This window comes from Gramella sp. Hel_I_59 (assembly GCF_006714895.1).
GTDB lineage: Bacteria > Bacteroidota > Bacteroidia > Flavobacteriales > Flavobacteriaceae > Christiangramia.
Window position 1 is genome coordinate 2,392,587 of sequence record NZ_VFME01000001.1, and the last position, 22,978, is coordinate 2,415,564.

Annotated in this window: 22 protein-coding genes and 1 tRNA gene; 16 read left to right on the forward strand and 7 right to left on the reverse strand. The window is 38.0% G+C overall.

What is annotated here, in order from left to right; genetic code table 11:
• Positions 1 to 43: 43 nt before the first annotated feature.
• The 4 genes from JM79_RS11050 (at position 44) to JM79_RS11065 (ending at position 2,813) form a co-directional block, all read left to right on the forward strand.
• Positions 44 to 778: a class I SAM-dependent methyltransferase gene (locus tag JM79_RS11050; RefSeq protein ID WP_141878199.1), complete on the forward strand. Its 735-nt coding sequence runs from the start codon at positions 44 to 46 to the stop codon at positions 776 to 778.
• A 77-nt stretch (positions 779 to 855) separates the two neighbouring features.
• Complete coding sequence (locus JM79_RS11055; protein WP_141878200.1) at positions 856 to 1,794, forward strand: M23 family metallopeptidase; 939 nt, start codon at positions 856 to 858, stop codon at positions 1,792 to 1,794.
• A 58-nt stretch (positions 1,795 to 1,852) separates the two neighbouring features.
• Positions 1,853 to 2,080 carry a PLDc N-terminal domain-containing protein gene (locus JM79_RS11060; RefSeq protein ID WP_141878201.1) on the forward strand — a complete coding sequence of 76 codons (228 nt, stop codon included), beginning with the start codon at positions 1,853 to 1,855 and terminating at the stop codon, positions 2,078 to 2,080.
• Positions 2,081 to 2,243: 163 nt separating this feature from the next.
• Positions 2,244 to 2,813 (forward strand): PepSY-associated TM helix domain-containing protein, encoded by a 570-nt coding sequence (locus tag JM79_RS11065; protein WP_141878202.1) that lies wholly within the window; start codon positions 2,244 to 2,246, stop codon positions 2,811 to 2,813.
• Between the two features lies 1 nt (position 2,814).
• On the opposite strand, the gene JM79_RS11070 is transcribed toward JM79_RS11065, so the two are convergent.
• From JM79_RS11070 to JM79_RS11085, 4 genes are all read right to left on the reverse strand, one after another.
• The gene (locus JM79_RS11070) at positions 2,815 to 3,531 is read right to left on the reverse strand and encodes a glycosyltransferase (RefSeq protein WP_141878203.1); all 717 of its coding nucleotides are present in this window, start codon (positions 3,529 to 3,531) and stop codon (positions 2,815 to 2,817) included.
• A gap of 132 nt (positions 3,532 to 3,663) precedes the next feature.
• Positions 3,664 to 3,737, reverse strand: a tRNA-Pro gene (locus JM79_RS11075).
• A 67-nt stretch (positions 3,738 to 3,804) separates the two neighbouring features.
• Positions 3,805 to 4,650 carry an aldo/keto reductase gene (locus JM79_RS11080; protein ID WP_141878204.1) on the reverse strand — a complete coding sequence of 282 codons (846 nt, stop codon included), beginning with the start codon at positions 4,648 to 4,650 and terminating at the stop codon, positions 3,805 to 3,807.
• A 46-nt stretch (positions 4,651 to 4,696) separates the two neighbouring features.
• A complete protein-coding gene (locus tag JM79_RS11085) occupies positions 4,697 to 5,596 on the reverse strand; it encodes an alpha/beta fold hydrolase (RefSeq protein WP_185739489.1) in 900 nt (299 codons plus the stop codon).
• Between the two features lie 137 nt (positions 5,597 to 5,733).
• Between JM79_RS11085 and JM79_RS11090 the strand changes: the two genes are divergently transcribed.
• The gene (locus JM79_RS11090) at positions 5,734 to 6,978 is read left to right on the forward strand and encodes a YaiO family outer membrane beta-barrel protein (RefSeq protein WP_185739490.1); all 1,245 of its coding nucleotides are present in this window, start codon (positions 5,734 to 5,736) and stop codon (positions 6,976 to 6,978) included.
• Here JM79_RS11090 and JM79_RS11095 read toward each other — a convergent pair.
• The 3 genes from JM79_RS11095 to JM79_RS11105 are packed head-to-tail and all read right to left on the reverse strand — an operon-like array spanning position 6,975 to position 9,821.
• Entirely contained in the window at positions 6,975 to 8,426 is a 1,452-nt protein-coding gene (locus JM79_RS11095) for a glycosyltransferase (RefSeq protein WP_141878207.1), read from the reverse strand. The genes JM79_RS11090 and JM79_RS11095 overlap by 4 nt on opposite strands.
• Positions 8,416 to 9,468 (reverse strand): HEAT repeat domain-containing protein, encoded by a 1,053-nt coding sequence (locus JM79_RS11100; RefSeq protein ID WP_141878208.1) that lies wholly within the window; start codon positions 9,466 to 9,468, stop codon positions 8,416 to 8,418. The genes JM79_RS11095 and JM79_RS11100 overlap by 11 nt, the downstream gene beginning before the upstream one ends.
• Positions 9,465 to 9,821 carry a response regulator gene (locus tag JM79_RS11105; protein ID WP_141878209.1) on the reverse strand — a complete coding sequence of 119 codons (357 nt, stop codon included), beginning with the start codon at positions 9,819 to 9,821 and terminating at the stop codon, positions 9,465 to 9,467. Before JM79_RS11105 ends, JM79_RS11100 begins: the two co-directional genes overlap by 4 nt.
• Before the next feature lie 411 nt (positions 9,822 to 10,232).
• On the opposite strand from JM79_RS11105, the gene JM79_RS11110 reads away from it, so the two are divergent.
• The 11 genes from JM79_RS11110 (at position 10,233) to JM79_RS11160 (ending at position 22,977) form a co-directional block, all read left to right on the forward strand.
• Positions 10,233 to 10,646, forward strand: a complete 414-nt coding sequence (locus JM79_RS11110; RefSeq protein ID WP_141878210.1) for a response regulator — start codon at positions 10,233 to 10,235, stop codon at positions 10,644 to 10,646.
• A 1-nt stretch (position 10,647) separates the two neighbouring features.
• Complete coding sequence (locus JM79_RS11115; RefSeq protein ID WP_141878211.1) at positions 10,648 to 11,202, forward strand: heme NO-binding domain-containing protein; 555 nt, start codon at positions 10,648 to 10,650, stop codon at positions 11,200 to 11,202.
• Entirely contained in the window at positions 11,189 to 13,561 is a 2,373-nt protein-coding gene (locus JM79_RS11120; RefSeq protein ID WP_141878212.1) for a PAS domain S-box protein, read from the forward strand. The genes JM79_RS11115 and JM79_RS11120 overlap by 14 nt, the downstream gene beginning before the upstream one ends.
• Positions 13,558 to 14,685 (forward strand): FIST C-terminal domain-containing protein, encoded by a 1,128-nt coding sequence (locus JM79_RS11125; RefSeq protein ID WP_141878213.1) that lies wholly within the window; start codon positions 13,558 to 13,560, stop codon positions 14,683 to 14,685. The genes JM79_RS11120 and JM79_RS11125 overlap by 4 nt, the downstream gene beginning before the upstream one ends.
• Positions 14,682 to 15,716 carry a HAMP domain-containing sensor histidine kinase gene (locus JM79_RS11130; RefSeq protein WP_141878214.1) on the forward strand — a complete coding sequence of 345 codons (1,035 nt, stop codon included), beginning with the start codon at positions 14,682 to 14,684 and terminating at the stop codon, positions 15,714 to 15,716. The genes JM79_RS11125 and JM79_RS11130 overlap by 4 nt, the downstream gene beginning before the upstream one ends.
• Positions 15,713 to 16,033: an Hpt domain-containing protein gene (locus JM79_RS11135; protein ID WP_141878215.1), complete on the forward strand. Its 321-nt coding sequence runs from the start codon at positions 15,713 to 15,715 to the stop codon at positions 16,031 to 16,033. The genes JM79_RS11130 and JM79_RS11135 overlap by 4 nt, the downstream gene beginning before the upstream one ends.
• A gap of 11 nt (positions 16,034 to 16,044) precedes the next feature.
• Positions 16,045 to 16,764, forward strand: a complete 720-nt coding sequence (locus JM79_RS11140) for a LytTR family DNA-binding domain-containing protein (protein ID WP_141878216.1) — start codon at positions 16,045 to 16,047, stop codon at positions 16,762 to 16,764.
• A 127-nt stretch (positions 16,765 to 16,891) separates the two neighbouring features.
• Positions 16,892 to 17,971 (forward strand): mannose-1-phosphate guanylyltransferase, encoded by a 1,080-nt coding sequence (locus JM79_RS11145; RefSeq protein WP_141878217.1) that lies wholly within the window; start codon positions 16,892 to 16,894, stop codon positions 17,969 to 17,971.
• 101 nt (positions 17,972 to 18,072) lie between these two features.
• Positions 18,073 to 20,541, forward strand: a complete 2,469-nt coding sequence (locus JM79_RS11150; RefSeq protein WP_141878218.1) for a DUF4114 domain-containing protein — start codon at positions 18,073 to 18,075, stop codon at positions 20,539 to 20,541.
• Between the two features lie 293 nt (positions 20,542 to 20,834).
• The gene (locus JM79_RS11155; RefSeq protein WP_141878219.1) at positions 20,835 to 22,574 is read left to right on the forward strand and encodes an ATP-binding protein; all 1,740 of its coding nucleotides are present in this window, start codon (positions 20,835 to 20,837) and stop codon (positions 22,572 to 22,574) included.
• Entirely contained in the window at positions 22,555 to 22,977 is a 423-nt protein-coding gene (locus JM79_RS11160; RefSeq protein ID WP_141878220.1) for a response regulator, read from the forward strand. Before JM79_RS11155 ends, JM79_RS11160 begins: the two co-directional genes overlap by 20 nt.
• Position 22,978 lies beyond the last annotated feature (1 nt).

Genomic DNA, 22,978 nt, shown 5'->3' on the forward strand with positions numbered 1-22,978 from the left:
CTTCAGAAAAAGCATTAAATCGTAACTTTATGAAAAAGATGCTATGAAAAATCATTACAATTTGTTCCTGTTATTGCTGCTTGTATTAAGTATGACAGCATGCGGACAGACAAAAAAAGAAAGCAACGAAGAGGAAACCTATACTTTTAAAAACGGTGATCCAAACGGAATTGGAAAGTGGTATATGGGTAGAGAGATCGCGCATGTCATGGGTTATCAAGGAATAAACTGGCTGGAAAGATCTGATCGCGAAAAGGAGGAAAATACGAGTCAGTTACTGAAGAACATGAATATCCAGCCTGGTGATACGATCGCTGATGTTGGTGCCGGCAGTGGATATCATGCTTTTAAAATGGCGAAATTGGCTACCGAAGGTTTTACTTATGCGGTGGATATACAGCCAGAAATGCTTCAGGCGATTTCAACAAAGCAGTCAGAACAACAGGTGAATAATATTCAAACCATTCAGGGTTCAGAAAAAAGTATAAATCTGGATGAGAATTCAGTTTCAAAAATATTGCTGGTGGATGTCTATCATGAATTTAATTTTCCGAAGGAAATGATAGAATCCATGCACAAATCTCTGACTTCTGATGGTAAAATTTATTTGATCGAATATAAAGCTGAGGATGCGAGCATTCCGATCAAGGAAATTCACAAAATGAGTGAAAAACAGGCCGTAAAAGAATTTAAAGCCTCCGGTTTTAAACTGGAGCAGAATGTTGAGAATTTACCCTGGCAGCATTGCCTGATCTTTGTAAAAGAAAAAACGAATTAGCTCTGCCGAAAAAATCTAATAAAACTATAAATTCAACAATTTTAAATCCAGTTCAATTTTAAAAAGTTTTTTAACCTATGACGTGGAAATACCTGTTTCTAAGTATCCTTGTTAGTTTTATGTTCTATACACCCAACTCCAATGCGCAACTTCCGGATATCGAGATCATGCATGAGCGCAGAGGTGATAAAAGTATCGAGTTCAGTTACCGGAAGAATAAACCAGGCACTTACTATCTAAAATTGGAGTTTCCAGATCTTAAAAATACCAATCACGGTGATCACAAACAGATTCTGGATCATGATTATGGCAATCTTACCGTATTGCGTGCAATTAATCGGGAAGAGGAAATAGGCTATTCATATACCTTCTCCTATATACGGGGCATTCCAAATCCTGAAGTGGACTCAACTTTTAAGTACTTGTTACCTTTGAAAACTTCAGAAACCGCCAGAATAGTAGAGACCAGTCAACAAAATGCAGAAGAAAACCTAGCAATGGTTACCGGAAACTGGATCTCCTATATAATCACCAAAGGTGAGAGTTTTCCCGTTCACGCAATGAGGGAAGGTGTAGTTGTAGAAGTAAGAAATTCAAGCGCTGATAGTATCTCCCAGGATGTACGAAATAGTATTATTATTGAGCATAAAGACGGAACCTATGCAAATTACCAGGGTTTGGAGGAAATCAAGGTTCTTCCAGGAGAAGAGGTATATCCAAACCAATATCTTGGCGATGCACAGAAATTCGAAGACCAGAAACACCGACTCGATTTTTCTGTAAATTACATTTATAGTGAAAAATTTGAAGGAAACCGCCAGAATGCATTGAAACAGGATGAGGCTAATTTTAATTTTCTGAAGCCAATTTTCTATGCTAAAGATTATTCAGGAGTTATCGATTCTGGCAAAGAATACACCATGGAAATGACTCAGGAAATCTTTACACAGGACTTTTCTAAAAGAGATCTTAGAAGATTTAAAAAGAATCCGTCTCAGTTTAACTGGACAAATTGATCAGCCTTTATTAAATTGTAATTCGAAAATATCTTTAATTAAGAAAACGAGATTTTTTATGTGGAGTACTATCATCATCACTTTGATCATTCTAAGCCTCGTTCTATGGATCTGGGCACTGGTGGATATTCTAAAAACCAGGTTCAGTTCTCCCATTCTGCAGGTATTATTGATCCTTATGATCTTTTTATTTCCTGTAATTGGATCACTCGTATACTTTCAATTCAAGCATAGATTTACAGAATCAGAGAGAAGCTTTGAACCTGCATTCAAACCAAGAAATTAGCATCCAAAGTTTACATTCTTCTGAAAATTTAGCCTGGTTTATAATGCTTATACAGCTTTAAGTTTCTTCGGAAGGAGCCAGCTCTTTATCTGGAGATCAAATTTTAGGTAGTATGATAGTTTTCTGAAACATTTTCCTATTTTCGTCGGAAGGTGAAGTCCCTATGAATAAACAGAAATCAAGAATAAAACAAGCCCGGATCTTAAGAATTTTCAGAAAGATCCATCGTACTATGGGTGCTTTTTTATTCGTATTCTTTTTTATCGTTTCCGTCTCCGGTATCCTTCTGGGAGCCAAGAAAAATACTGCTGGCTATATTCTTCCAGAAACCCAAAGCGGACAAACTTCAAATTTTGAAGAATGGAAGTCTATTGCTGTCCTTGAAAATATTGCCCAACAAACATTGAAGGACTCGGTTTCATCTTCATTATCCAGCGATATTGACAGGATGGATATTCGCAAGGAAAAAGGTATTGTAAAGTTTCTTTTCGAAAATCACATTCACGAGATACAACTTGATGGTGCTACAGGTGAAGTGCTAAGTATTGGCCAGAGAAGATCAGATGTTATAGAGAATATTCATGATGGTTCTATTGTAGATGATTACCTGGGCACCGGTGGCTACTTTAAGTTGATCTACTCTGTGAGTATGGGGATTGCATTACTAGTATTTACCATTACCGGGTTCTGGCTTTGGTATGGTCCCAAGAAATTGCGTAAGACTGGCAGATGATCTATTTAAAATGCTTCTCTCCTACTTCGTAATGAATATAGTTTCGCTTCATCCATAAATAACCAAAGCAATCTATTAAAGGTTTGATCAACCTATTTCGCAGTCCAAATTTTGCTGTTCCGGCTACTCTTGGGTAATGGCGAATTGGGATCTGAATCACTTTACCTCCCTGTAACATGATCATTGCCGGTACAAACCTGTGCAGTCCTTTAAAAAAGGGAATTCGCTTAGCGTAATCTGTATGCATGATCTTTAGGGGACAACCCGTATCATACATCCCATCATTCGTGAAAAAGTTCCTGACGTTATTGGCGACTGTGGAGGAAAGATTCTTTTTAAAAGAATCCTTACGCTGATTCCTATACCCGTTTACTAATTGATAATTATTGATTTCTTTTAGCAGAACTTCAAAGTCTTCAGGATCTGTTTGAAGATCGGAATCTATATATCCGGTAAGACTGGTGGTTACGTGGTCGATCCCAGCTTTGATCGCCGCACTTAGACCGGCATTTTTCGTAAAGGATATGTAACTGAAATGTTCAGATCTTTCACAGATTTCCCTGACTATTTTCAAACTTTGATCTGTTGACCCATCATTTACCAGTAATATTTGAGTCGGAACACTGGATTTTTCTGCAAACTCTCCAAGTTTCTGCTCAACGCGGAGCAGGTTCTCTTCTTCGTTAAATAAAGGAACTATAACAGTTAATTGGTGCATTCAGCAATATTGGTCAAACGATGTATGAAAATCTTAAACTGCCGCAAATATATAAATATTGCTCAATAGTAATTTTCATGTGCTTCCGAAGCATAAAAAAACCGACAACACAATTGTTGCCGGTTTCTTTTGTCGAGATGACAGGATTTGAACCTGCGACCCCACGCCCCCCAGGCGTTGACGCTACCAGACTGCGCCACATCTCGATTGCTTTGCAAAAATAAGCTGGTTTCGTAGAGAATTCAAAATAATTTCGAGTAAACAATAGCCTTACTAAAGGTCCATTTCTTCCATAAAAGTATCTGGATGAGCTCCAGTACGCGTATTATCTTCCAGAGCATCAATTTCAGCTACCTCATCTTCCGTTAGTTGAAAATCAAAGACATCGGCATTTTCCTGAATTCGTTGCTTATGTACACTCTTCGGAATAGTCGCAACCCCTTTTTGCAGATCCCAGCGAATTACTATTTGTGCTTCAGACTTTCCATATTTTTCAGCAATAGTTCCAATAAGCTCATTCTCTAATATTTCTCCTCGCATAAGTGGTGACCAGGCCTGATACTGGATCTTATTCTTCTTGCAGTAGTCAAGAATATCCTGCTGAACTAGTTTAGGATGAAATTCATTTTGCAAAACCATGGGCTGCACACCTCCGAGTTCTTTAATACTTTCCAGCTGATGGATCATGCAATTACAAACTCCAATGGCTTTAGTTTTTCCTTCCTCGTAAAGCTCCTGCAAAACTTTCCAGGATTCCAGATATTTACCAGGCTTTGGCCAGTGAATCAGGTATAGATCTAGGTATTCCAGTTCCATTCTTTCCAGAGTCTCTTCAAAAGCTTTGCGTGTGGTTTCCATCCCCTGGTCTTCTATCCAAAGCTTGGATGTGATAAAGATCTCTTCTCTAGGAATACCGCTTTTTCTAATCGCTTCCCCTACTCCCTTTTCATTTCCGTAAAATGTTGCGGTATCTATCAATCTGTAACCAGTTTCAAGAGCAGCTGCAATTGCATTATTGATCTCTTCTCCGTTATCGGCTTTATATACCCCAAGCCCTAAACCCGGCATTTTATAACCGTTATGCAATTCTATTTTACTACTAATACTATCTAACATCATCTTCTTTTTTGAGAAAGTTAAGAGTATAAGTAGAACATCTGAGTCTCTAATTGGACTTTAAAAATTCTTTAACCTCTTTTAGATAAATTTCAGGTTTTTCAATCCAACCATAATGACCGCAGTCTTTCATTAAAATCAATCTCGAATCTGGAAGAACACTATCTGCATAGATCGCAATATCTTTATGAACAATTTCATCTATACCATTCAGGATCAAAACAGGTTTATTAAAATTTTTCATCTCTTCGGAAACATCAAAACCAATGAGGTTCATATTAGCCCAAACCTGCGAATTAATGGTTCGATCTGTTGTCATAAGCCTTTCTGCTACTTCCGAAGTTCTGGTGGAATCATTCAAATAAGCGATCGCCATTAGCTTTGCCCGCTGGTAACGAGTTTCTCTCAAAGTATCACCTAAACTGATTTTCAGAACTAACTGATTCAATTCATCTTGCTGGGATCTGCTTAATCTATCCCGTAGATCCGGGTAATCTCTTAATCTTAGATCCATGCCGCCTGAGTGCGACTGTATCATTGCGCTTACTCTTTCAGGATATTTTGCCGCATAGGCATAAGCGAGCATTCCGCCAAAGGAATGTCCCAGTACGATCCAGTTCTCATATCCCAGGTGTTTTCTTAAAATCTCAATATCCTCCACCATGAGATCGATCGTAAAGTCGGTATTTGTATTGGTATGAATCTTTGAATTTCCAGTACCTCTTTGATCGTATATTATAGTAATATTATCTTCTGAAAGCAATTTCGCCAGTTCTCCAAAACCAGCACTACTAATCCCAGGACCACCATTTATGATTAGAACAGGGTCTCCAGCCCCATACGTACTGTAGTGAAGTTTGCCATCTTTGTACTCGATCGTTTCTTCAGTCTGAGCCTGAAAATTATAAGTGATAAGAAATAGAAAAGTCAGATGGAAAAGCAATTTCATAAGATGGAATTTGATTAAAAATACGTATTTATTGCGTTGGCCTGCTTTACAACGCAGCATGGACAATTTTAGTTCAGGTTTGTCGCAAATCGCTTAATATGATTATCTTCACCCCGGTTTTGCCCAAATCAACTTCTATGAATAGATCACTTTTACTCTGCCTGTTCTTCTTCGCTTTTGTGAAGGTGAACGCACAGCAAATCACCGAAAAAAATACAGATAGCCTTTATTTCCAGGGACTCGAACTCTACCAGGATAAACAATATCAAGAGTCTTTACAATACACTAACCGGGGATTGCAGCTTGCTCCAGAATATCATGATATCAGAATCTTAAGGGTTCGGAATTTATGGGCTCTGGACAGTATTGATCAGGCTACTACAGATCTTGAATTTCTGATGCAGAATGCCCAAGATTACCCGGGTGTTAGAGAACTTACCGTTCGCCATACAAAATTATTAAAGGATCCTGAAGATGCTCTGGCTTACCTTGAACAATTAGAAAAAACACAGAGTTTAAGTGCGAATATGCTTATCCTTAAATCTGAACTTTTACTTCAGAATAAAGATAAAAAAGCTTCCAGAGAGATCGCTTTAGACCTTTTCAATAATCGTGAGTTGGATCAAAACAAGCGATATGTCCTTCAGAATATATTAAAGAGAACCATTAGGGATGAGATTGGGGTAAATTATCAATACATCTATTTTAGTGACGAGTATAATCGTGAGAACTGGCAAACCATTAGTCCGGAGTTTCAACATTATTTCAACAGCAGTGCAGTGATCGCCCGGGTAAATTATACAGATCGTGGCTATGACCAGAGTACTTTATATGAGCTGGAATCTTACCCTGTTTTCAGCAATAAGGTATATGCATTTCTAAACCTGGGAATTTCAGACGGAACTTTGTATCCCGACCTTAGAACCAGCGCCTCTTTATTTGTCAATATCTTCTCGATCTTTGAATTAGAAACCGGAGCGAGATTACTACATTTCTCAGATGAGGATTATTACTCCGGAATTCTGGGGCTTACTATGTACAAAGGTAAATTCTATATCAACTCAAGAGTTTTCCTTGGACCGGAGATCAATGATCAGTTAACCCAGAACTACCAGTTGAACGTTCGTTACTATCTTAATAATGCAGATAATTTCTTCTTTTTAAGACTTGGAACGGGTATTTCGCCAGATGAGACCACAATTTTTACGCAAGTACAGGAGAACCCGTCTCTGGAAGCATATTATTCAAATCTTGGCTTGAATTTCACTATTGGACCTCATCATATTTTCCAGGTAGGTGGCGGTTATTTGTTCGAAGATATCACCTCAAACAGGCAAGGTGATCAATTCATTGGCAATGTTGGCTATCGCTATAGATTCTAGGTGTCGGAAACTTTAAATCCTTTTCTGGTCATAGTTCCCCAGCCAGATTTAATACGGAAGATCTTCTTGTAATAACCCTTCATTTGTCCATATACCAGTATTGGATGATACAGGAATGGTTCGAGATAAGCAGCAAGTAAAAGTTCTATAACTTGCTTTGGCTTGGTATAATGATTAAAGTTCTTGACATACATAAAGATAGCAGCTGTGGAAAAGATACATCCTACAATGTAAGCGGCCGTAAATAATAGCACTGCCATCGTCCAGTTGATCATTCCGAAGAAAGCAAAAGCGATGATACAAATGATTCCCAGAAATTCAATAATAGGCGCTCCAAACTCGAAAAACAGCCAGTAAGGATAATAGAAAATTCCCATGTATCGATACTTAGGGTTGAAGAACAATTTCCTATGGATCTTCAAAGTTTCCCAAAGTCCCCTCGCCCAGCGATCACGTTGCTTAATTAAAATATCATAATCTGGCGGCCCTTCTGTCCAGCATAAGGTTTCCGGTAAATAAACCACTTTATAGGGTAATTCCTTTTCTTCCATCAAACGCCTTAAGCGAATACATAGCTCAAGATCCTCTCCAACTGTTTTTGCGTCAAACCCACTAACCTCGATCACCCTTTTTCTAGGATACATACCAAAAGCTCCAGACACGAGCATGAGTCCGTTTATTTCGCTCCAGGCCATTCTACCTAACAGAAATGCCCTAATGTATTCAACGACCTGTACCATGGGCACCAGATTATTAGGCAAACGAAGTTCTTTCATCACCCCGTTCTTTACGACCGAATCGTTCGCAATTCCAATACCTCCACCACAGGCGATTATTTCACTGTGATATTCTTCGAGGTAAGGTCTAACCATTTTAAGCAAGGCATCCTGCTCGATGATACAATCTGCATCTGTACAAACCACCAGTTCTGATGTTGCAAAATTGATCCCGGCATTCAGAGCATCTGCACGCCCACCATTGTTTTTATCGAGTACGGTTAGATGCGTGTACTTCGAAAGCGTACTCTTATATACATATTTAACGGTCGCTGTAGGAATTGGCTGCGTAATAAAGGTCGCATCTCTTCTCTCCAGTTTAAATTCCTTGATGAGTTTTTCCAGTGAATCGTCTTTACTTCCATCATTTACCAGGATGAGTTCGTAGTATGGATATTGTATGGATAATAAGCTTTTTACGTTCTCAATTATGGTAAGACCTTCATTGAAAGCAGGTGCAATAAGCGATACCGAAGGAATATCAGTGGCACTAACAATATCATTCACCTGAAGGAATCGTGATTTCTTCTTATTTCGGCGTATGGCACGACTGGCCAGGATCACTCCTGCGAAATACATCGTCATGAGGGCGATCCCGTATGCAAAGAAAAAATAGTTTGCCGCCAGGAATACATATTCCCCGCTAAAAAACCTTTCTATATCATTCAACATTTAAATTTGAATTTTCAGGGTATTGTTGGTAATAGAATTCCTGGACCTTCTCTTTATATCCATTGTTCCATAAAATTTCAGCAACGTTCAGTTTAAGCTCTTCATTATTTCCATTAAGCTGTCTCAGGTAGAAGTCAACGTCAATATCAGAATTGTCATAGATATAATTTAAAAGTTGCGCCTGCTGTACGGGATCTGCAACGCTTTCGTAAACATCCTTAATATAATCCATTCTTTCCGTAGACAGAGCGAAAGTCTGTATACAGTAAATAGCTGTTTCGCGTACCTCATAATCAGCATGCTCCAGATGCTCCATGATAAACGGAATTTCAGTATGCAATTCAAATTTTCTAATAATTCTCATGACCAGTTTTTTACCGAAAAGCTTATCGGTCATATAGGCTCTTTTTAACCATTTCATTTCTGGTTTTGGATATAGATCATAGAGCTTTTCAACGATCTTTATTTGTTGCCACAAGGTGATATTACGTTTTAAGTATGGAAGAAACCTAAGCGATTCCCATCCCATAAACACAACCATAGCGATCTGTGCTTCTCTTCGCACGAATACGTTTTTGTTATTCTGAAATTTAAAGACCTCATTCATGTGCTGAGACTGATTCATCTCGTAGATCTCCCGAATTCCACGAGCTTTGGAATACCATCCCCATTTGGAAATTTTCGTGAATGAAGCATTGTAAGGTGGGATCTGCGCATATAGCTTCTTGAGCTTGATATAATTCTCTCCAAGTATAGTTCGCTGGGTTCGTATCATCAATCGAATAAGATACTGCACGTTGTTTCTATTGCCTTTACGTATTCCAACAGCTTTTAAGCGATCATTGATCTCACTAATATGCAAGGGATCATCTACATTATTATAGAGATAACGGCTTACGACATCGGCAAAGGTATGCTCAATGCGATCGAGTGCTCGCATACGATTCTTTCTATAGATCATGGTGACCGCTATGGAAATCCAGTAAACGACCAGGATCGCCAGCACGCACTTAATAAAAAGCAAAACTCCCGCTTCGGTCATGAATATGCCTGAATTGTTGATTCGATTTCGTCCAGATCTATAGGCACTGCGTAAAAGCCTGTTATATCTTTTAATGCGAAGATCTCCTTTTTGATCTTGTCCTGTCCCATATTCGTAACCACTAATAAGTTTTTATGCGGAATAACTTCCTGCACCTGGGCTACGAATTCTAAAGGTGCAATTCCTTCAAAAAGAATGTCTGTGATAATGAATTCAAAATCACTTTCCTGATCCTCTATTGTAAGTGCATCCAGCGATCTTATGGCTTTGCAATCAAAATGATTTACGGTTACAAGCCTTTCCAGAATCTTTAAAATGATGATATCTTCCTGGATGACCAGAACTTTTCGCATGCTCTCGATTTAAGTTGAAATATACGTAATAGGTCGTTAAACAGTAAAAATTAATGCGTTTAGGCACATAAAATGTACAAAATTTAAAAATGAGTAAGAAAAATCTTTCTATATTAAGCTCGTTTAACATAGTGAATTAAGAATTTTCAACGCTAAAAAAGTACTTCAATAGTTTTAAGCCGCTTGTTTTTAGATGGTTGATTAGAGTATTGAAATGGGATTATAATGGTTAACCTGACATGGCTAAAAGTTAAATGAATTTAATAGTAAACGCTTTTAAACCGGCATTTTCGCAGTAAGTCTATTGGTCTACACTAAGGTGCAACTGAACGAAGCTAAACCCTGCTTAAACGAATTAAAGCCTTTAAACTCGACTATTATGGCATCTTTGGTTGACTAAAACAATTCCCTATGAAACGTAAGTTAAATATCCTTTTTATCGAAGATGATGAAATTGAGGTAATGAAACTAAACCGCACCCTGAATTCGGTAGAATTAAAGCATGTGGTTCATAATGCAAGAGATGGTGAAGAAGCGCTGGAATTTTTAAAACAAAAGGATAGGTTACCGGAAATAATATTACTGGACTTAAACATGCCTAAAATGAATGGTATTGAATTTCTTAGTATTTTGAAGCAGGATGATAATCTAAAGTATATTCCAACAATTATTCTAACAACTTCAAATAACAGAAAGGATCTGTTAGAATGTTTTAATATTGGAATCGCAGGATACATTATAAAGCCTCTTAAGTATGATGATTATGTGTATAAACTAAAAAGCGTACTGGATTACTGGAGTATCAATGAACTAATTAAAGTATAATATGAAAGGAATTGTTTTTACTGAGTTTCTGGAGATGGTAGAAAAAGAGTTTGGCCTGGAAGTTCTGGACCAGATTATCAATGAGTCTAACTTGGCTTCAGGAGGAATATATACTTCGGTTGGAACCTATGACTTCATTGAAATGCAAAGCCTTATTGTAAAGCTTTCAGAAAAAACTGGTTTGGGGGTAAATGATCTTCTGTATGCCTACGGAAAAACATTTTTTGCAGTTCTGGAAAAGAACCATGCAAATATTTTCAGCCTGTATAGTGGGCCTTTGGAAATGCTTGCTTCTATAGAAAATCACATTCATGTAGAAGTTAGAAAACTATATCCGGGAGCTGAGCTTCCCACCTTTCGTATCATTCAGCAGGACGATCATTTTCTTGAAATGATGTATTATTCAGATCGATCTATGTATATGTTTGCAAAAGCACTCATGGAGCAAACCTTTTCACATTATCATGAAAATTCCAGGATCGAACTGGAAAAGATTCAGGAAAATGGAACACAGGTAAGATTTAGAATTTACAAAGAGCCGCATGCAGTTAGCTAAAAACATTGAAATTTTAGAGCGTGCACTTGTGCGTGAGAAAGCTGCCCGAAAGGCGGCTGAAGCGATATTGGAGCAAAAGTCTCTGGAGCTTTATAATGTCTCAGAAGAATTACGCCAAACTAATTCAATACTTGAGGAAACGCTGAATAGAAAAACTTCTGAATTGGAAGGGGTTTTTGAAACTTTGATCGACGCCTTTATAGTCATGGAACTTTCTGGCGATGTTATCAAGATGAACCAGGCAGCCAAGGACCTACTTGGTTTCGACCCTGAAGAAGAACATGTTAATTTAATTGGACTCGTAAAGGACCAATACAAAGAATATACTTTTGAAGCTTTTAAAGAGCTTACCATCCACGGGAAATTTAATAATTATCGTGCGGTGATCATTACCAAGAATGGGGATGAAAAGATCGTACAGATAAATGCCAGCATCATTTATAATACTAAAGGCGAGCCAGTCGCTGCACAGGGCATTGCACGGGATATTACACAGGAAACCGCGATGAAGCGGCAAATGCAACACCAGAAGAGACAGCTTGATATTATCTTCGGAAACTCCCCGATTGGGGTGTCCCTCGCCAGGTCCATGGACGGAGGCCTTCTTATGGTTAATAGTGCCATGAGTAAGATGTTTGGATACACGCCTGAAGAATTTGAGAAGGTGGATGTAAACCAGATCACCCATCCAGATCACCGCGAGGAAACATTAAAATTGAGGGAGAAGCTTTTCGCAGGAGAGATCCAGTCTTTCCAGATGGAAAAACGCTATTTTAAAAAAGATGGCTCTCTGCTTTGGGCTAATACAAGTGTTACTGCCGTTCCAGACGAAAATGGTGTTACTGAATATCTTGTGGCTACTGTTGAAGATATCACAGAACGCAAAGAAGCCAGTAATAAACTTAAACAGTCTGAAAACAGGATGTCCACTCTTATTATGAACATGCAGAGTGCGGTATTGCTGGAAGATGAAAATAGAACGATAAGTCTTACGAACCAGAGATTCTGTGATCTCTTCGAAATACCGGCTCCTCCTGCTGCTCTAACCGGTGCCGACTGCTCTAGTGCCGCAGAACAATCTAAAAGGCTTTTTGCAGAACCTGAAAATTTTGTATTAAGAATAAAAAAACTACTAGAAAAACGAGAAACAGTAATTGGAGAAGAGATTGAAATGGCAGATGGACGTTATCTCGAACGTAGTTATATCCCAATTTTTAGTGATGGCATCTATAAAGGGCACCTTTGGAGCTATGATGACATCACTATTAGAAAACGTTATAAAGAATCTTTAAAGGCTCAGAAGGAAAAATATAGTAACATCATTGCGAATATGAACCTGGGACTGCTGGAAGTGGATAATAATGACCATATAATTATGGCGAACCAGAGTTTCCAGCATATTAGTGGTTACACAGAGAAAGAATTGAAGGGTAAACATCCAGCAGATCTTCTATTAACTGATGAGTCTAAACAATTACTTGAAACAATAGAGGACCATAAAAAAACCGGAATTACCACTAGTTATGAAATTACGGTATTTAATAAAACTGGTGAAAAAAGAACATGGATTATAAGTGGTACACCCAATTATAATATGCAAGGTGAGATGATTGGCTCCATCCTCATCCATCTCGATATTACAGATCGTAAGGACCTTGAAAACAAACAGGTGGAACTTTTAAAGGATTTGGAGGTTCAGAACCAGGAATTAAATGATTATGCTCATATCGTATCCCACGATCTAAAATCTCCTCTTCGGAATATTTCGGCACTACTGAGCTGGACTAAGGAAGATTTCAGGAATCAGTTAGGTGAAGATAGCCTTGTGAATATTGATCTTATGCAGGATAAGGTGGAAAAAATGGATCACCTTATTGAGAACATTCTGAAGTATTCCAGTATAGATCGTAGTTCAGCAAGCGTCGAGAAAGTAGACGTTCAGGCGTTGGTGGAAGATATCATCGCCATGATCTATATCCCAGATCACATACAAGTGACCATCAAGAACAAATTACCGGTCATTCAGGCTGATACTACCAGAATTCAGCAGCTATTCCAGAATATTATATCTAATGCTGTAAACTACATCGATAAGGAACAGGGAATTGTGGAAGTGGATGTGGAGGAAAATGCAATGGAATATATATTCTCTGTACAGGATAATGGAATTGGCATTCCAGAAGACCAGCATGATCGTATTTTCCAGATTTTCAACACTGCCTCAGACCATAAGAAATCTACTGGAATTGGTCTAAGTATCGTAAGAAAGATCATCGATCTTTATGATGGAAAAGTTTGGCTGGAAAGCAAACCTGGAATTGGCACCACTTTTAATTTCAGTATAAAAAAGAGTTTATGAAAGTAGCACAGGCAAAATATGAAGCTGGAAACTGGAATTCTAATACTGAAACTTCAGATCTAGAAAACCCGATCGTTTTAATATTTGGTGATCGCCATCTTTTAGAAAAGCAAAGTTTTACTGAAGCTTGTAAAGATCAGTTTCCATATAAGAACCTGGTTTTCGGGACTGCCGCCGGAGAGATCCTGGGTGATAGAATTAGTGAAAATGGGGCTGTTGCCACCCTTATCGACCTTGAAAGATCACATTTTGAAATTAAAACTGCTAACATTCACAATTATAACATGGATGGAATGGCGCTGGGCAAAGAGTTGATCAGTAAACTGGATCATAAGAATCTTAAACATGTTTTTGTGATTTCAGAAGGAAGTTTTATTAACGGAAGTGATCTATTGCGTGGTCTGGAGCATGAGGAGCATAAAGATTTTTGTGTTACTGGTGGTATGTGTGGTGACGGACCAAGATTTGAGAAAACCTTAGCCGGTTTAAATGCTGCGGAAGAAGGTGAAGTTGTGGTCATAGGATTTTATGGCGATGATCTTGAAGTATCCTTCGCAAGCGTTGGTGGATGGATTCCTTTTGGTCCTGAAAGACTTATCACAAAATCTGAAAATAATGTCCTTTTTGAACTGGATGGACAGCCAGCTCTTGATCTGTATTCAAAATATCTGGGAGAAAAATCTGCTGAGTTACCGCAGTCTTCCCTATTCTACCCTCTTTACGTTAGAGAAAAAGGAAAAAAACACCCCGTAGTACGTACCATTCTAAATATAGATAGAGAGAACAATTCTATGATCCTGGCGGGAGATGTACCTCAGGGTTCAAGAGTTCAATTAATGATGGCTTCAGCAGATGCATTACTTAATGGTGCACAGGATGCGGCAAGTCTGGCCAACCAGAACCGAAAGAAAAAACCTGAGCTGGCACTTCTTGTTAGTTGTATTGGCCGCCGACTCGTCCTTAGCCAACGAGCAGAAGAAGAGATCGAGGAAGTAATCAATGTAATTGGAAAGGATGTCGCCGTTGGTGGATTCTATTCCTATGGTGAAATAGCACCTTTTTATGGGGAAAGCAATGGAACCCTACACAATCAAACCATGACTTTAACCCTACTAAGCGAATGAATAGTTTGTTGCAACGCCAGGTAAGCAAGTACCTGGATGAAGAAGCCTTGGAAGACCCGAAAATTAAAGCTTTTCTCACCGCTATCGATGAATCTTATAATAACAGTGAAGAACAGTTCAACATGCTACAGCGTGCTATGCGCATTAGTTCTGATGAACTCTTTGATGCCAACCAGCAGCTCCGCACAGATGTAATGTATCAAAAGGATATTCTTGATAGCATCACTACTGCGATCCAGGCTTTGAATCTAAAAGAATTTGAGAAGGAAAACGGTGAATTTGAGATCAAAGACCTAGCAGAGCATATACGTGAGCAAAGTGAAGAATTACAGATAGCCGCTAGAAAACAGGAGCAGCTTCTAAAGAACCTGGAAAACAAAAACCAGGTGCTTACAGATTACGCTCATATGGTATCCCACGATCTAAAGTCCCCACTACGAAGCGTAGATACTCTAATTTCCTGGATCAAGACAGACAATTACGACAGTTTAACTGCTGAAGGAAAAGAGCATTTCGATATGATACTGAAGAATGTAGAGAAAATGGATGCTCTAATTGAAGGCATCCTCAACTACTCCACTATTGAGATGGCAGATCATGGACAGTACCAGGTGGATACGAAATACATGGTCCAGGAAATTGTAGACCTGCTGGTTATTCCAGATGGTATTGAAGTAGAAATTTCAGAAAAACTTCCGGTTATCAAGGCAGATAAGTTTAGAATTCAGCAACTGTTCGAAAATATCATTCACAATGCTGTTAAAAGCATTGAACATGAGGGTAAGATCGAGATCAATGTAGCAGATGCCGGCGAACTTTGGAAATTCGAGATCAAGGATTCCGGCAAAGGAATTCCTGAAAGGCATCACCATAAGATATTTAAGATCTTTGAAAAGATCGATACTAACCAGAACTCGACTGGAATAGGGCTCTCGATCGCCAAAAAAGTGGTCGATTTCTATGGAGGGCAGATTAGCCTGGAGAGCAAGGAAGACGTTGGAACGAGTTTTTATTTTACTTTACCAAAATGAATGAACAACCAAATTTAAACTACCTGCATCAGCTATCTGGTGGAGATAAAGAGTTTGAAAACAAACTCTTAGATGTTTTAAAAAGAGAATTCCCTGAGGAAGAAGCTGTTTATCACCAAAATATAGAACAAGGCAATTTTACTGAAGCTGCCTCAAATGTTCATAAACTTAAGCACAAAATTAGTATTTTAGGCCTTGAAGAAAGTTATCGCTTCGCGGAAATCTATGAAGAAGAACTCCGTGAGAATGATCCAAAAAAGCACAAAAGCTTTAATGAGATCCTTCAGAATATGAGCGATTTTATTGCTAAGTCTTAAACTACCGGTTCATGAAATGTTTAGTTATTGATGATGAGGCTACGGCCAGAATGATCATAAGTCAGCTTATTGATACTCATAAGGAACTCAACCTTGTTGGTGATTTCTCTAACGCCTTGCAGGCGATCAAATATCTAAACCAAAATGAAGTGGATCTTATCTTTCTGGATATCCATATGCCAGATTTTACAGGTTTTGACTTTATTCAAACTTTAAAAAATCCACCAAATGTAATCTTAACGACTTCAGACAGGAGCTTTGCAATAGAAGCTTTTGAATATGACTGTATCGTAGATTATATAGTGAAACCAATAACTTCGGAACGTTTTAAAAAGGCAGTTCAAAAAGCTGAGAATTCTAAACCTGCAAAACAAGCTATTACAGAGCCAACCGAAATTACATCAGACGTTAATAAAACTGAGAATGACCTTTATGTGAATATTGACCGTAGACTTATAAAGATCGATATTCCGAGTATCTACCTAATAGAAGCTAAAGGTGATTATATACAAATTAAGACATTCGAAAAGAACTATACAGTTCATTCTACGCTGAAAAAGATCGAAAATAAATTACCTGAAGACCTCTTCCTGAAGGTGCACAGATCTTATGTTATTAATACAAAGCATATTATCGATATTGAAGATAATAGCGTACTAATTGAAAAAGATGTTGTTCCCGTTAGCCGTAGTAACCGCCCGGAACTCATGAAAAGATTGAACCTGCTTTAACAACTTATCTTTACATAATTTCCATTCGTCGCTCTTAGATTCTGCTTAGACGAATATTCCCACACACATCGCATTGTGCCGGTATCTTTACATCAAATAAGTACCTAAACATCTAAAATTGAAAGCGATGAAAAATCATAACTATGCAGTAATCATGGCAGGAGGAGTTGGAAGCAGATTCTGGCCTGTATCCAAACAAAGCAATCCAAAACAATTTCAGGATATCCTGGGTAGTGGTAAAACGCTTATTCAAAATACGTTTAATCGTTTGAACCGATTTATTCCAGCTGAAAATATTCTTGTGCTTACCAATGCAATTTACAAGGATATCGTAATGGAACAATTACCTGAAATTTCAGGTTCGCAAATAGTTTTAGAACCAATCATGAGAAATACGGCTCCATGTATCTTGCTTGCAGCTATGAAAATTCATAAACTGGATCCTGAAGCCAGAATGCTGGTAGCACCAAGTGATCACTGGATCCAGGAAGAAGATCTTTTTGAGCAGGATATGTGTAAGGCATTTGAAGCTTCTGAGGAAGGTGAAAGACTTATTACATTTGGTATTAAACCTCACTTCCCTAATACCGGTTATGGGTATATACAATACGATCATAATAAAACCGCACAGGTTTATGATGTCCAGAGATTTACAGAGAAACCAGATTTCCAGACGGCGCAAAGTTTTCTGCACCAGGGAAATTACCTTTGGAATAGCGGGATCTTCGTTTGGAAAGCGCAAACAATCCTGAATAAATTTAAGAAGTTACTTCCCGAGATGTACAACTTATTCAAAATCGGGCAGGTTTTTTATAACAATCCGCATGAAACGAATTTCCTTAGAAGTCATTACCAGTACGCTGAAAACATTAGTATCGACTACGCAATCATTGAAAATTCAGAAGAAGTGATGGTAATTCCAGCTTCATTTTCCTGGAACGATCTTGGAACCTGGTGTTCGCTAGAAGATGAGCTTCCCGGTGATGCCGAATCCAATACAGTGGTAAACACTAGATTCATCCCAGTTGAAGCCACGGGTAATATTATTAGAACTGAAAGCAATAAGGTGGTTTTAGTCGACGGACTGAAGGATTATATGATCCTTGAAAACGATGAAGTCCTTCTTATTGTTCCGAAGGAAAAAGAACAAGAGATCAAAAACATCCGCAACGAGGTCATAGAACGCTACGGTGTTCATTTTGCCTAAACCATTTACCGACACTTAATACTTTTTTATCGTCTGCTTACCTACAGCAAACGAATAAGTATCGGTAGAGAGAAATCAAAAATTAATTTTACTCCCAGGTTATGAAAACACTACTACACTTTTTTTGTCTCATCTTAATACAAGAGGTTACTGCACAGCAGTTCCAATATCTTGGTGAATATGATGGCCAGGGAGTACCTAAATATCTGGAGCCGGTAGACGACTACATCTCTGCTGAAAGTATGGCAATGATCGATGCCGCCCTACCGGAAAGTTATCCGGTTCCAGATTATAATCCGCACTACATCTCTGCTGGTTATGATACCAATATCGAACTGGCAGAAGATGCAGCGGTATGGGTAAGCTTTGTAAAAGAAGGTGCTGGTTATAAGAATGTACTGGGATTTTATACCTATAACGTTAATGATTCCGAACGCACTAAACCCACAGATAACGATATCACTATCATCTTTCCAAATGCTTCAAAAGAGTGGTCTGGTGGTGGTTTAAGAGAAGGAAATAAAGTAAAGCTAGGTGATTTCAAGGCCGGTACTGGGATTGGCTGGGTTCTTCTTGCAAATGCCTGGAACGGTAATAATGTTGGTTGGGGATTGTGGCAGGTATTTTCAGATCCACAATTTAATCCTGAACAGCAAAAACAATTAAGGCATCATACCGTTTTACTTGCAGATCCTGAAAACGAGAGAATCTATCTAGGCTTTGAAGATATAAGAAGAGATTATGCATCATGCGACCAGGATTTTAATGATGCTATATTTTATGTGACTGCCAATCCATATTCTGCCATCAAAGTGAATAATGTTGCTGACGTTAAGAGCGCTACAGATGTAAGCTCAGCAAACAAAGGAGGATTGGAAAGCAATGGAAAACTAGCGGGTTTGATTGCTGAAAGAAACTTTAAAAGACTAAAAACGAACTATAATAAATTTCAAAAAGCGAGACAGGAAAAATTCCATCAAAAATATTCAGTTCATAAAAATGCTGAAGGAATAGATCTTTCTTCGCTTATTCCTGAAACTGGGATGTTCGGTACCGAGAATGCCAGGATTTCCAGCCCTGAGGATCTAATGGGAATTACCAATGCAAGTGCGGTATTTTCCGCAGATTATTACCAGGGAGATAAAAGGGTCGCGGCAGCGCTTATGACCAGTACTTCTAATGGGATCTATGATCATTCCAAGGTGATCTGTGACCGTTTAAATAGCTCTAGCCTCGAAGATATTAGAACAATAGAATTGAAGGGACACGAGCTTATTATGATTAAAATACTGAGAGCTTCAGGTCAACTGGAATATGCGGTTAACTTTTCAATCCACTTAGATGGCAGTCCTAAACTCCACTCCTACTGGAACATTGCAGATTACCCGGAAGGAGATTACCTAAACTTCCAGGTTTGGGGTGCAGATATGGGACAGGTGAGCAGTATTGCTGGTCATGTAATAGATAAAATTAATGCCTTCCAGACATTGGAAAGCGATAAGATAGTCGGCAGGTACCCTACTGTCTTTGTAAAACGTGGTTTTTATGAGGGCAGCCGGCTTCATCTTATCGTGAAAAATAAAGAAGGTGATTCCGGTTTCACAATCGATGGAAAGATAAGAGAAACTGAAACTTCTTCGGAAATAGATTATAACAAAACATTGAGTTTGGATAAAAGCTATGAAGAAGAGATCACAGTAGAAACTGGTGGACTGTTTGACATTGGTATGCAAATACGCGGTGAAAATTCACCACAGGCAGATGCACTTTACCTTGCAGACGGCCCATGGGGTATAGATTACCTGGATACTGAAACTAAGGTGGACAAATTTGCGATACAACATTCAAATTATACAGCAGCAGCTGGAGAGCATCATGTTGAACGTAATGTGGTTGTAAATGGAAGCATCCTTGGTACCGCTAATATCTTCAGAAGTATCATGCCAGGAGATCAGGTGTTCGATCCATCTCAATTCGAAGCATTAAATTTCGAAATTCAAAACAACCTGGAAATAGAAATGATCCTGGTAACAAATGATCTTCAGGATTGGAATGATCGATATAGAGTTAAGTTGAACTCCAGCGATGAGCTGAGTGCAATGAGTATAGCGCTATCAGAATTTAAAAATGATACCGGTGGTTATAAAGGTGAGGAGTTAAAAGCGATCGTATTTTCTGTTCAGGGTGATTATAGCAGTTATCAGGAATTTAACCTTCATATCCAGAACCTTGTGTTCTCTGCAAGCGTGACCGTGAACGAGCCGGAACCACTACCAGAGCCTGTGACCGATATCGCGGAAGTGGACAGCCTGGTTCAGAAAAAAGCATATAATTATCCAAATCCATTTAAGTCAGAAACCAGTGTGGTCCTGCCGATGGAAGCTGCAACTGCAGAGATCTATATCTACGATCTTACCGGGAAGATAATTTACTCAAAAATATATGACGATGTCCATACAAAAAATGAATTACCTGTAAGATTAAGAGCTGTAAATCCAGGGATTTACAAAGGTGTACTGATCTTAAATGGAAGGCATAAATTTACACTTAGTTTGTTGGTTACTCACTAAGTTTTTAGGTGGTTAGGTTGATAAGCCAGGGAGGGGTCCCTGGCTTATTGTTTTTTAGTAACTTATAATCTCCATTAATCCTGAATATCTATGGAAATCACCTTAAATATCAGTTTTTTTAACAAGTGTTTGACAAATTTAATTTTATATTTATCACGAAGACTGTCCATTTTTGCAAGTCTTTCCCCCGAAAATATTGAATCAGCTTCCATTACCTAACCAGTTTTATTCGCTTTACCATAGTGATTAAAAGAATTTTAAAATACTACCTACCTCTCTTTACAGTAAGCATTTTGCTTTCGGTTTGGATTTTTTATAATGAAAGGTCGAACCTCGCTGATTTAGAACTCAAAGATCTTTCTGCTAAGTCTAATCTTATTGTCGAAAGTATTACGCCAGTTATTAGCAGCATTTTTTACTGGAGTCAATATGACTTTCTAGAAGCTGACTTTATACCCGGTAGTAATAGTAAATTTGAAGAGAAACTTGGAAACTTTATGGTAGGCACCAATCAGTTTAGTCAATTCCGACTGATTGATATAGATGGAAATGAAGTCTTTAGAATTGACAGAACAGATGATGGGATTCAAACGCGAAAGGATCTTCAGAATAAAAGCAAAAACGGATATTTTCAGAAAACTATAGCTCTGGATAGCGGCGCGCTCTATGTATCTCCTCTTAATCTCAATAATGAATTTGGTAAAGTTGAAAAACCTTACAAACCGGTTATAAGAGGAAGTGCTCCATTGTTTTCCGGGAATGGTCATCGATTAGGGATTGTGGTGATTAATTACGATGCGAAAGAACTTCTAAAATCACTAAATCAAGAACTGACCTCGAACTTTTATGTTATTGATAATGAAGCAAATTATTTATCCAATTCATTAGATAGATCAAGAGAATTTGAAAAATTCATTACTCCAGATAAGGCTGTTGGTTTTGACATCGATCATCCGGAAACCTGGAATTTATTAAAAACTAACCAAAAGGTTATAAATGATGATGAAGGTTTCTGGGTTGCTGAAAGACTTGATTTTGAAGAAGCTACCTCTAATTTGAATCTGGTAAAGGATGGATATGCACATATTGAAACTGAAAATTCATGGTTTCTTATTTCTAAAATTTCAAATGCCACTGTTTTTGCTGCAGCTAAGAACTTCTACATTTCCTTACTGTTCATCAATTTTATCTTCTTACTTATCATTCTATATGTTTCAAATAGAGAAACAAAAAATGAACTTATTAAACTTCAGTATCTACAAGAACTAAAAGAGAAAAAGAACAAGCTTGAAAATCAAAATATTTTACTGTCTTCTATTCAGAATAAATTACAATTAAGAAACAGGCAGTTAAAAGAATACAATAGCATTGTTGCTCACAATCTAAGAGCGCCCACCACGAGCATGTCTGCCCTGGTTTCCATGGTTAGCGGGTCTGAAGATTACGACGAACTAAAAACCTACATTCCAAAATTGAATACCATTACCAGTAGTATTAATACGCTTGTAAAAGATTTACTTGTTTATGTGAGGGTTCTGAATGATGACCAGGTTAAAACTGAAAAGATCCACGTTGAGCCTCTTATTAGGGACTGCTTAGGTTTATACCTGGAAATTCTTGATCAAACTGTGCAGGTAGAATTAGATTTCAGTAGTTGGAAAACTATCAAATTTTCGAAGATCTACCTGCAGAGTATAATTCAAAATCTTATTTCGAACGCGATCAAATACCGGGATCCTGCTAAAAAAAGTTGCATAAAGATTAGCACTTCCATCAATGAAACTGAAAGAATTTTGATCATTGAAGATAATGGCCTGGGAATTGATCTGGATAGATACGACGATGATATGTTTAAACTGTATAAAAGATTTCATCGCAATGTTTCGGGCAGAGGCATGGGTCTATTCCTGGTAAAAACACAATTAGAATCATTGAACGCCGGTATACAGGTAAAAAGCAAACCAGGAGTTGGCACTAAATTCATACTAACCTTCAGTCAAAACAATATTCATCATGACATTCTTCCTAATTGACGACGATCAGGTCTTCCAGTTCGTAACGAGTAAGACCTTGAAAAAAATAAATCCTGATGTAAAAGTTGAAAAATTTCTTGACGGTGAACAAGGTATAGATAGGATTAAAAATAGTCTTGATAATCAGAAGGGGCTTCCAGATGTAGTGCTATTAGATATTAATATGCCATTTCTAAATGGCTGGCAATTTCTTAAAGAATTTAGATCCATCGAGGAAAAGATAGAAAAGGAGGTGCACATTTACATGCTAACTTCTTCAGATGATTCTGAAGATCTTGAAAAAGCAAAACAATTCAGCGAGTTATCTGGATACCTCATCAAACCGGTTACGGAAGATGAATTGGAGGTTCTTATTAGAGATTTTCCTGTAAAAGGCTGGTATCAGCCCAATTTAAAGCTTTGAA

Coding starts and splice junctions, on each gene's coding strand:
- JM79_RS11100 (WP_141878208.1), bottom strand. CDS start 9,468: ATGACCGAAGCGGGAGTTTTGCTTTTTATTAAGTGCGTGCTGGCGATC.
- JM79_RS11105 (WP_141878209.1), bottom strand. CDS start 9,821: ATGCGAAAAGTTCTGGTCATCCAGGAAGATATCATCATTTTAAAGATT.
- JM79_RS11130 (WP_141878214.1), top strand. CDS start 14,682: ATGAATAGTTTGTTGCAACGCCAGGTAAGCAAGTACCTGGATGAAGAA.
- JM79_RS11140 (WP_141878216.1), top strand. CDS start 16,045: ATGAAATGTTTAGTTATTGATGATGAGGCTACGGCCAGAATGATCATA.
- JM79_RS11080 (WP_141878204.1), bottom strand. CDS start 4,650: ATGATGTTAGATAGTATTAGTAGTAAAATAGAATTGCATAACGGTTAT.
- JM79_RS11060 (WP_141878201.1), top strand. CDS start 1,853: ATGTGGAGTACTATCATCATCACTTTGATCATTCTAAGCCTCGTTCTA.
- JM79_RS11070 (WP_141878203.1), bottom strand. CDS start 3,531: ATGCACCAATTAACTGTTATAGTTCCTTTATTTAACGAAGAAGAGAAC.
- JM79_RS11055 (WP_141878200.1), top strand. CDS start 856: ATGACGTGGAAATACCTGTTTCTAAGTATCCTTGTTAGTTTTATGTTC.
- JM79_RS11145 (WP_141878217.1), top strand. CDS start 16,892: ATGAAAAATCATAACTATGCAGTAATCATGGCAGGAGGAGTTGGAAGC.
- JM79_RS11150 (WP_141878218.1), top strand. CDS start 18,073: ATGAAAACACTACTACACTTTTTTTGTCTCATCTTAATACAAGAGGTT.
- JM79_RS11090 (WP_185739490.1), top strand. CDS start 5,734: ATGAATAGATCACTTTTACTCTGCCTGTTCTTCTTCGCTTTTGTGAAG.
- JM79_RS11050 (WP_141878199.1), top strand. CDS start 44: ATGAAAAATCATTACAATTTGTTCCTGTTATTGCTGCTTGTATTAAGT.
- JM79_RS11125 (WP_141878213.1), top strand. CDS start 13,558: ATGAAAGTAGCACAGGCAAAATATGAAGCTGGAAACTGGAATTCTAAT.
- JM79_RS11160 (WP_141878220.1), top strand. CDS start 22,555: ATGACATTCTTCCTAATTGACGACGATCAGGTCTTCCAGTTCGTAACG.
- JM79_RS11115 (WP_141878211.1), top strand. CDS start 10,648: ATGAAAGGAATTGTTTTTACTGAGTTTCTGGAGATGGTAGAAAAAGAG.
- JM79_RS11110 (WP_141878210.1), top strand. CDS start 10,233: ATGAAACGTAAGTTAAATATCCTTTTTATCGAAGATGATGAAATTGAG.
- JM79_RS11095 (WP_141878207.1), bottom strand. CDS start 8,426: ATGTTGAATGATATAGAAAGGTTTTTTAGCGGGGAATATGTATTCCTG.
- JM79_RS11085 (WP_185739489.1), bottom strand. CDS start 5,596: ATGAAATTGCTTTTCCATCTGACTTTTCTATTTCTTATCACTTATAAT.
- JM79_RS11135 (WP_141878215.1), top strand. CDS start 15,713: ATGAATGAACAACCAAATTTAAACTACCTGCATCAGCTATCTGGTGGA.
- JM79_RS11065 (WP_141878202.1), top strand. CDS start 2,244: ATGAATAAACAGAAATCAAGAATAAAACAAGCCCGGATCTTAAGAATT.
- JM79_RS11120 (WP_141878212.1), top strand. CDS start 11,189: ATGCAGTTAGCTAAAAACATTGAAATTTTAGAGCGTGCACTTGTGCGT.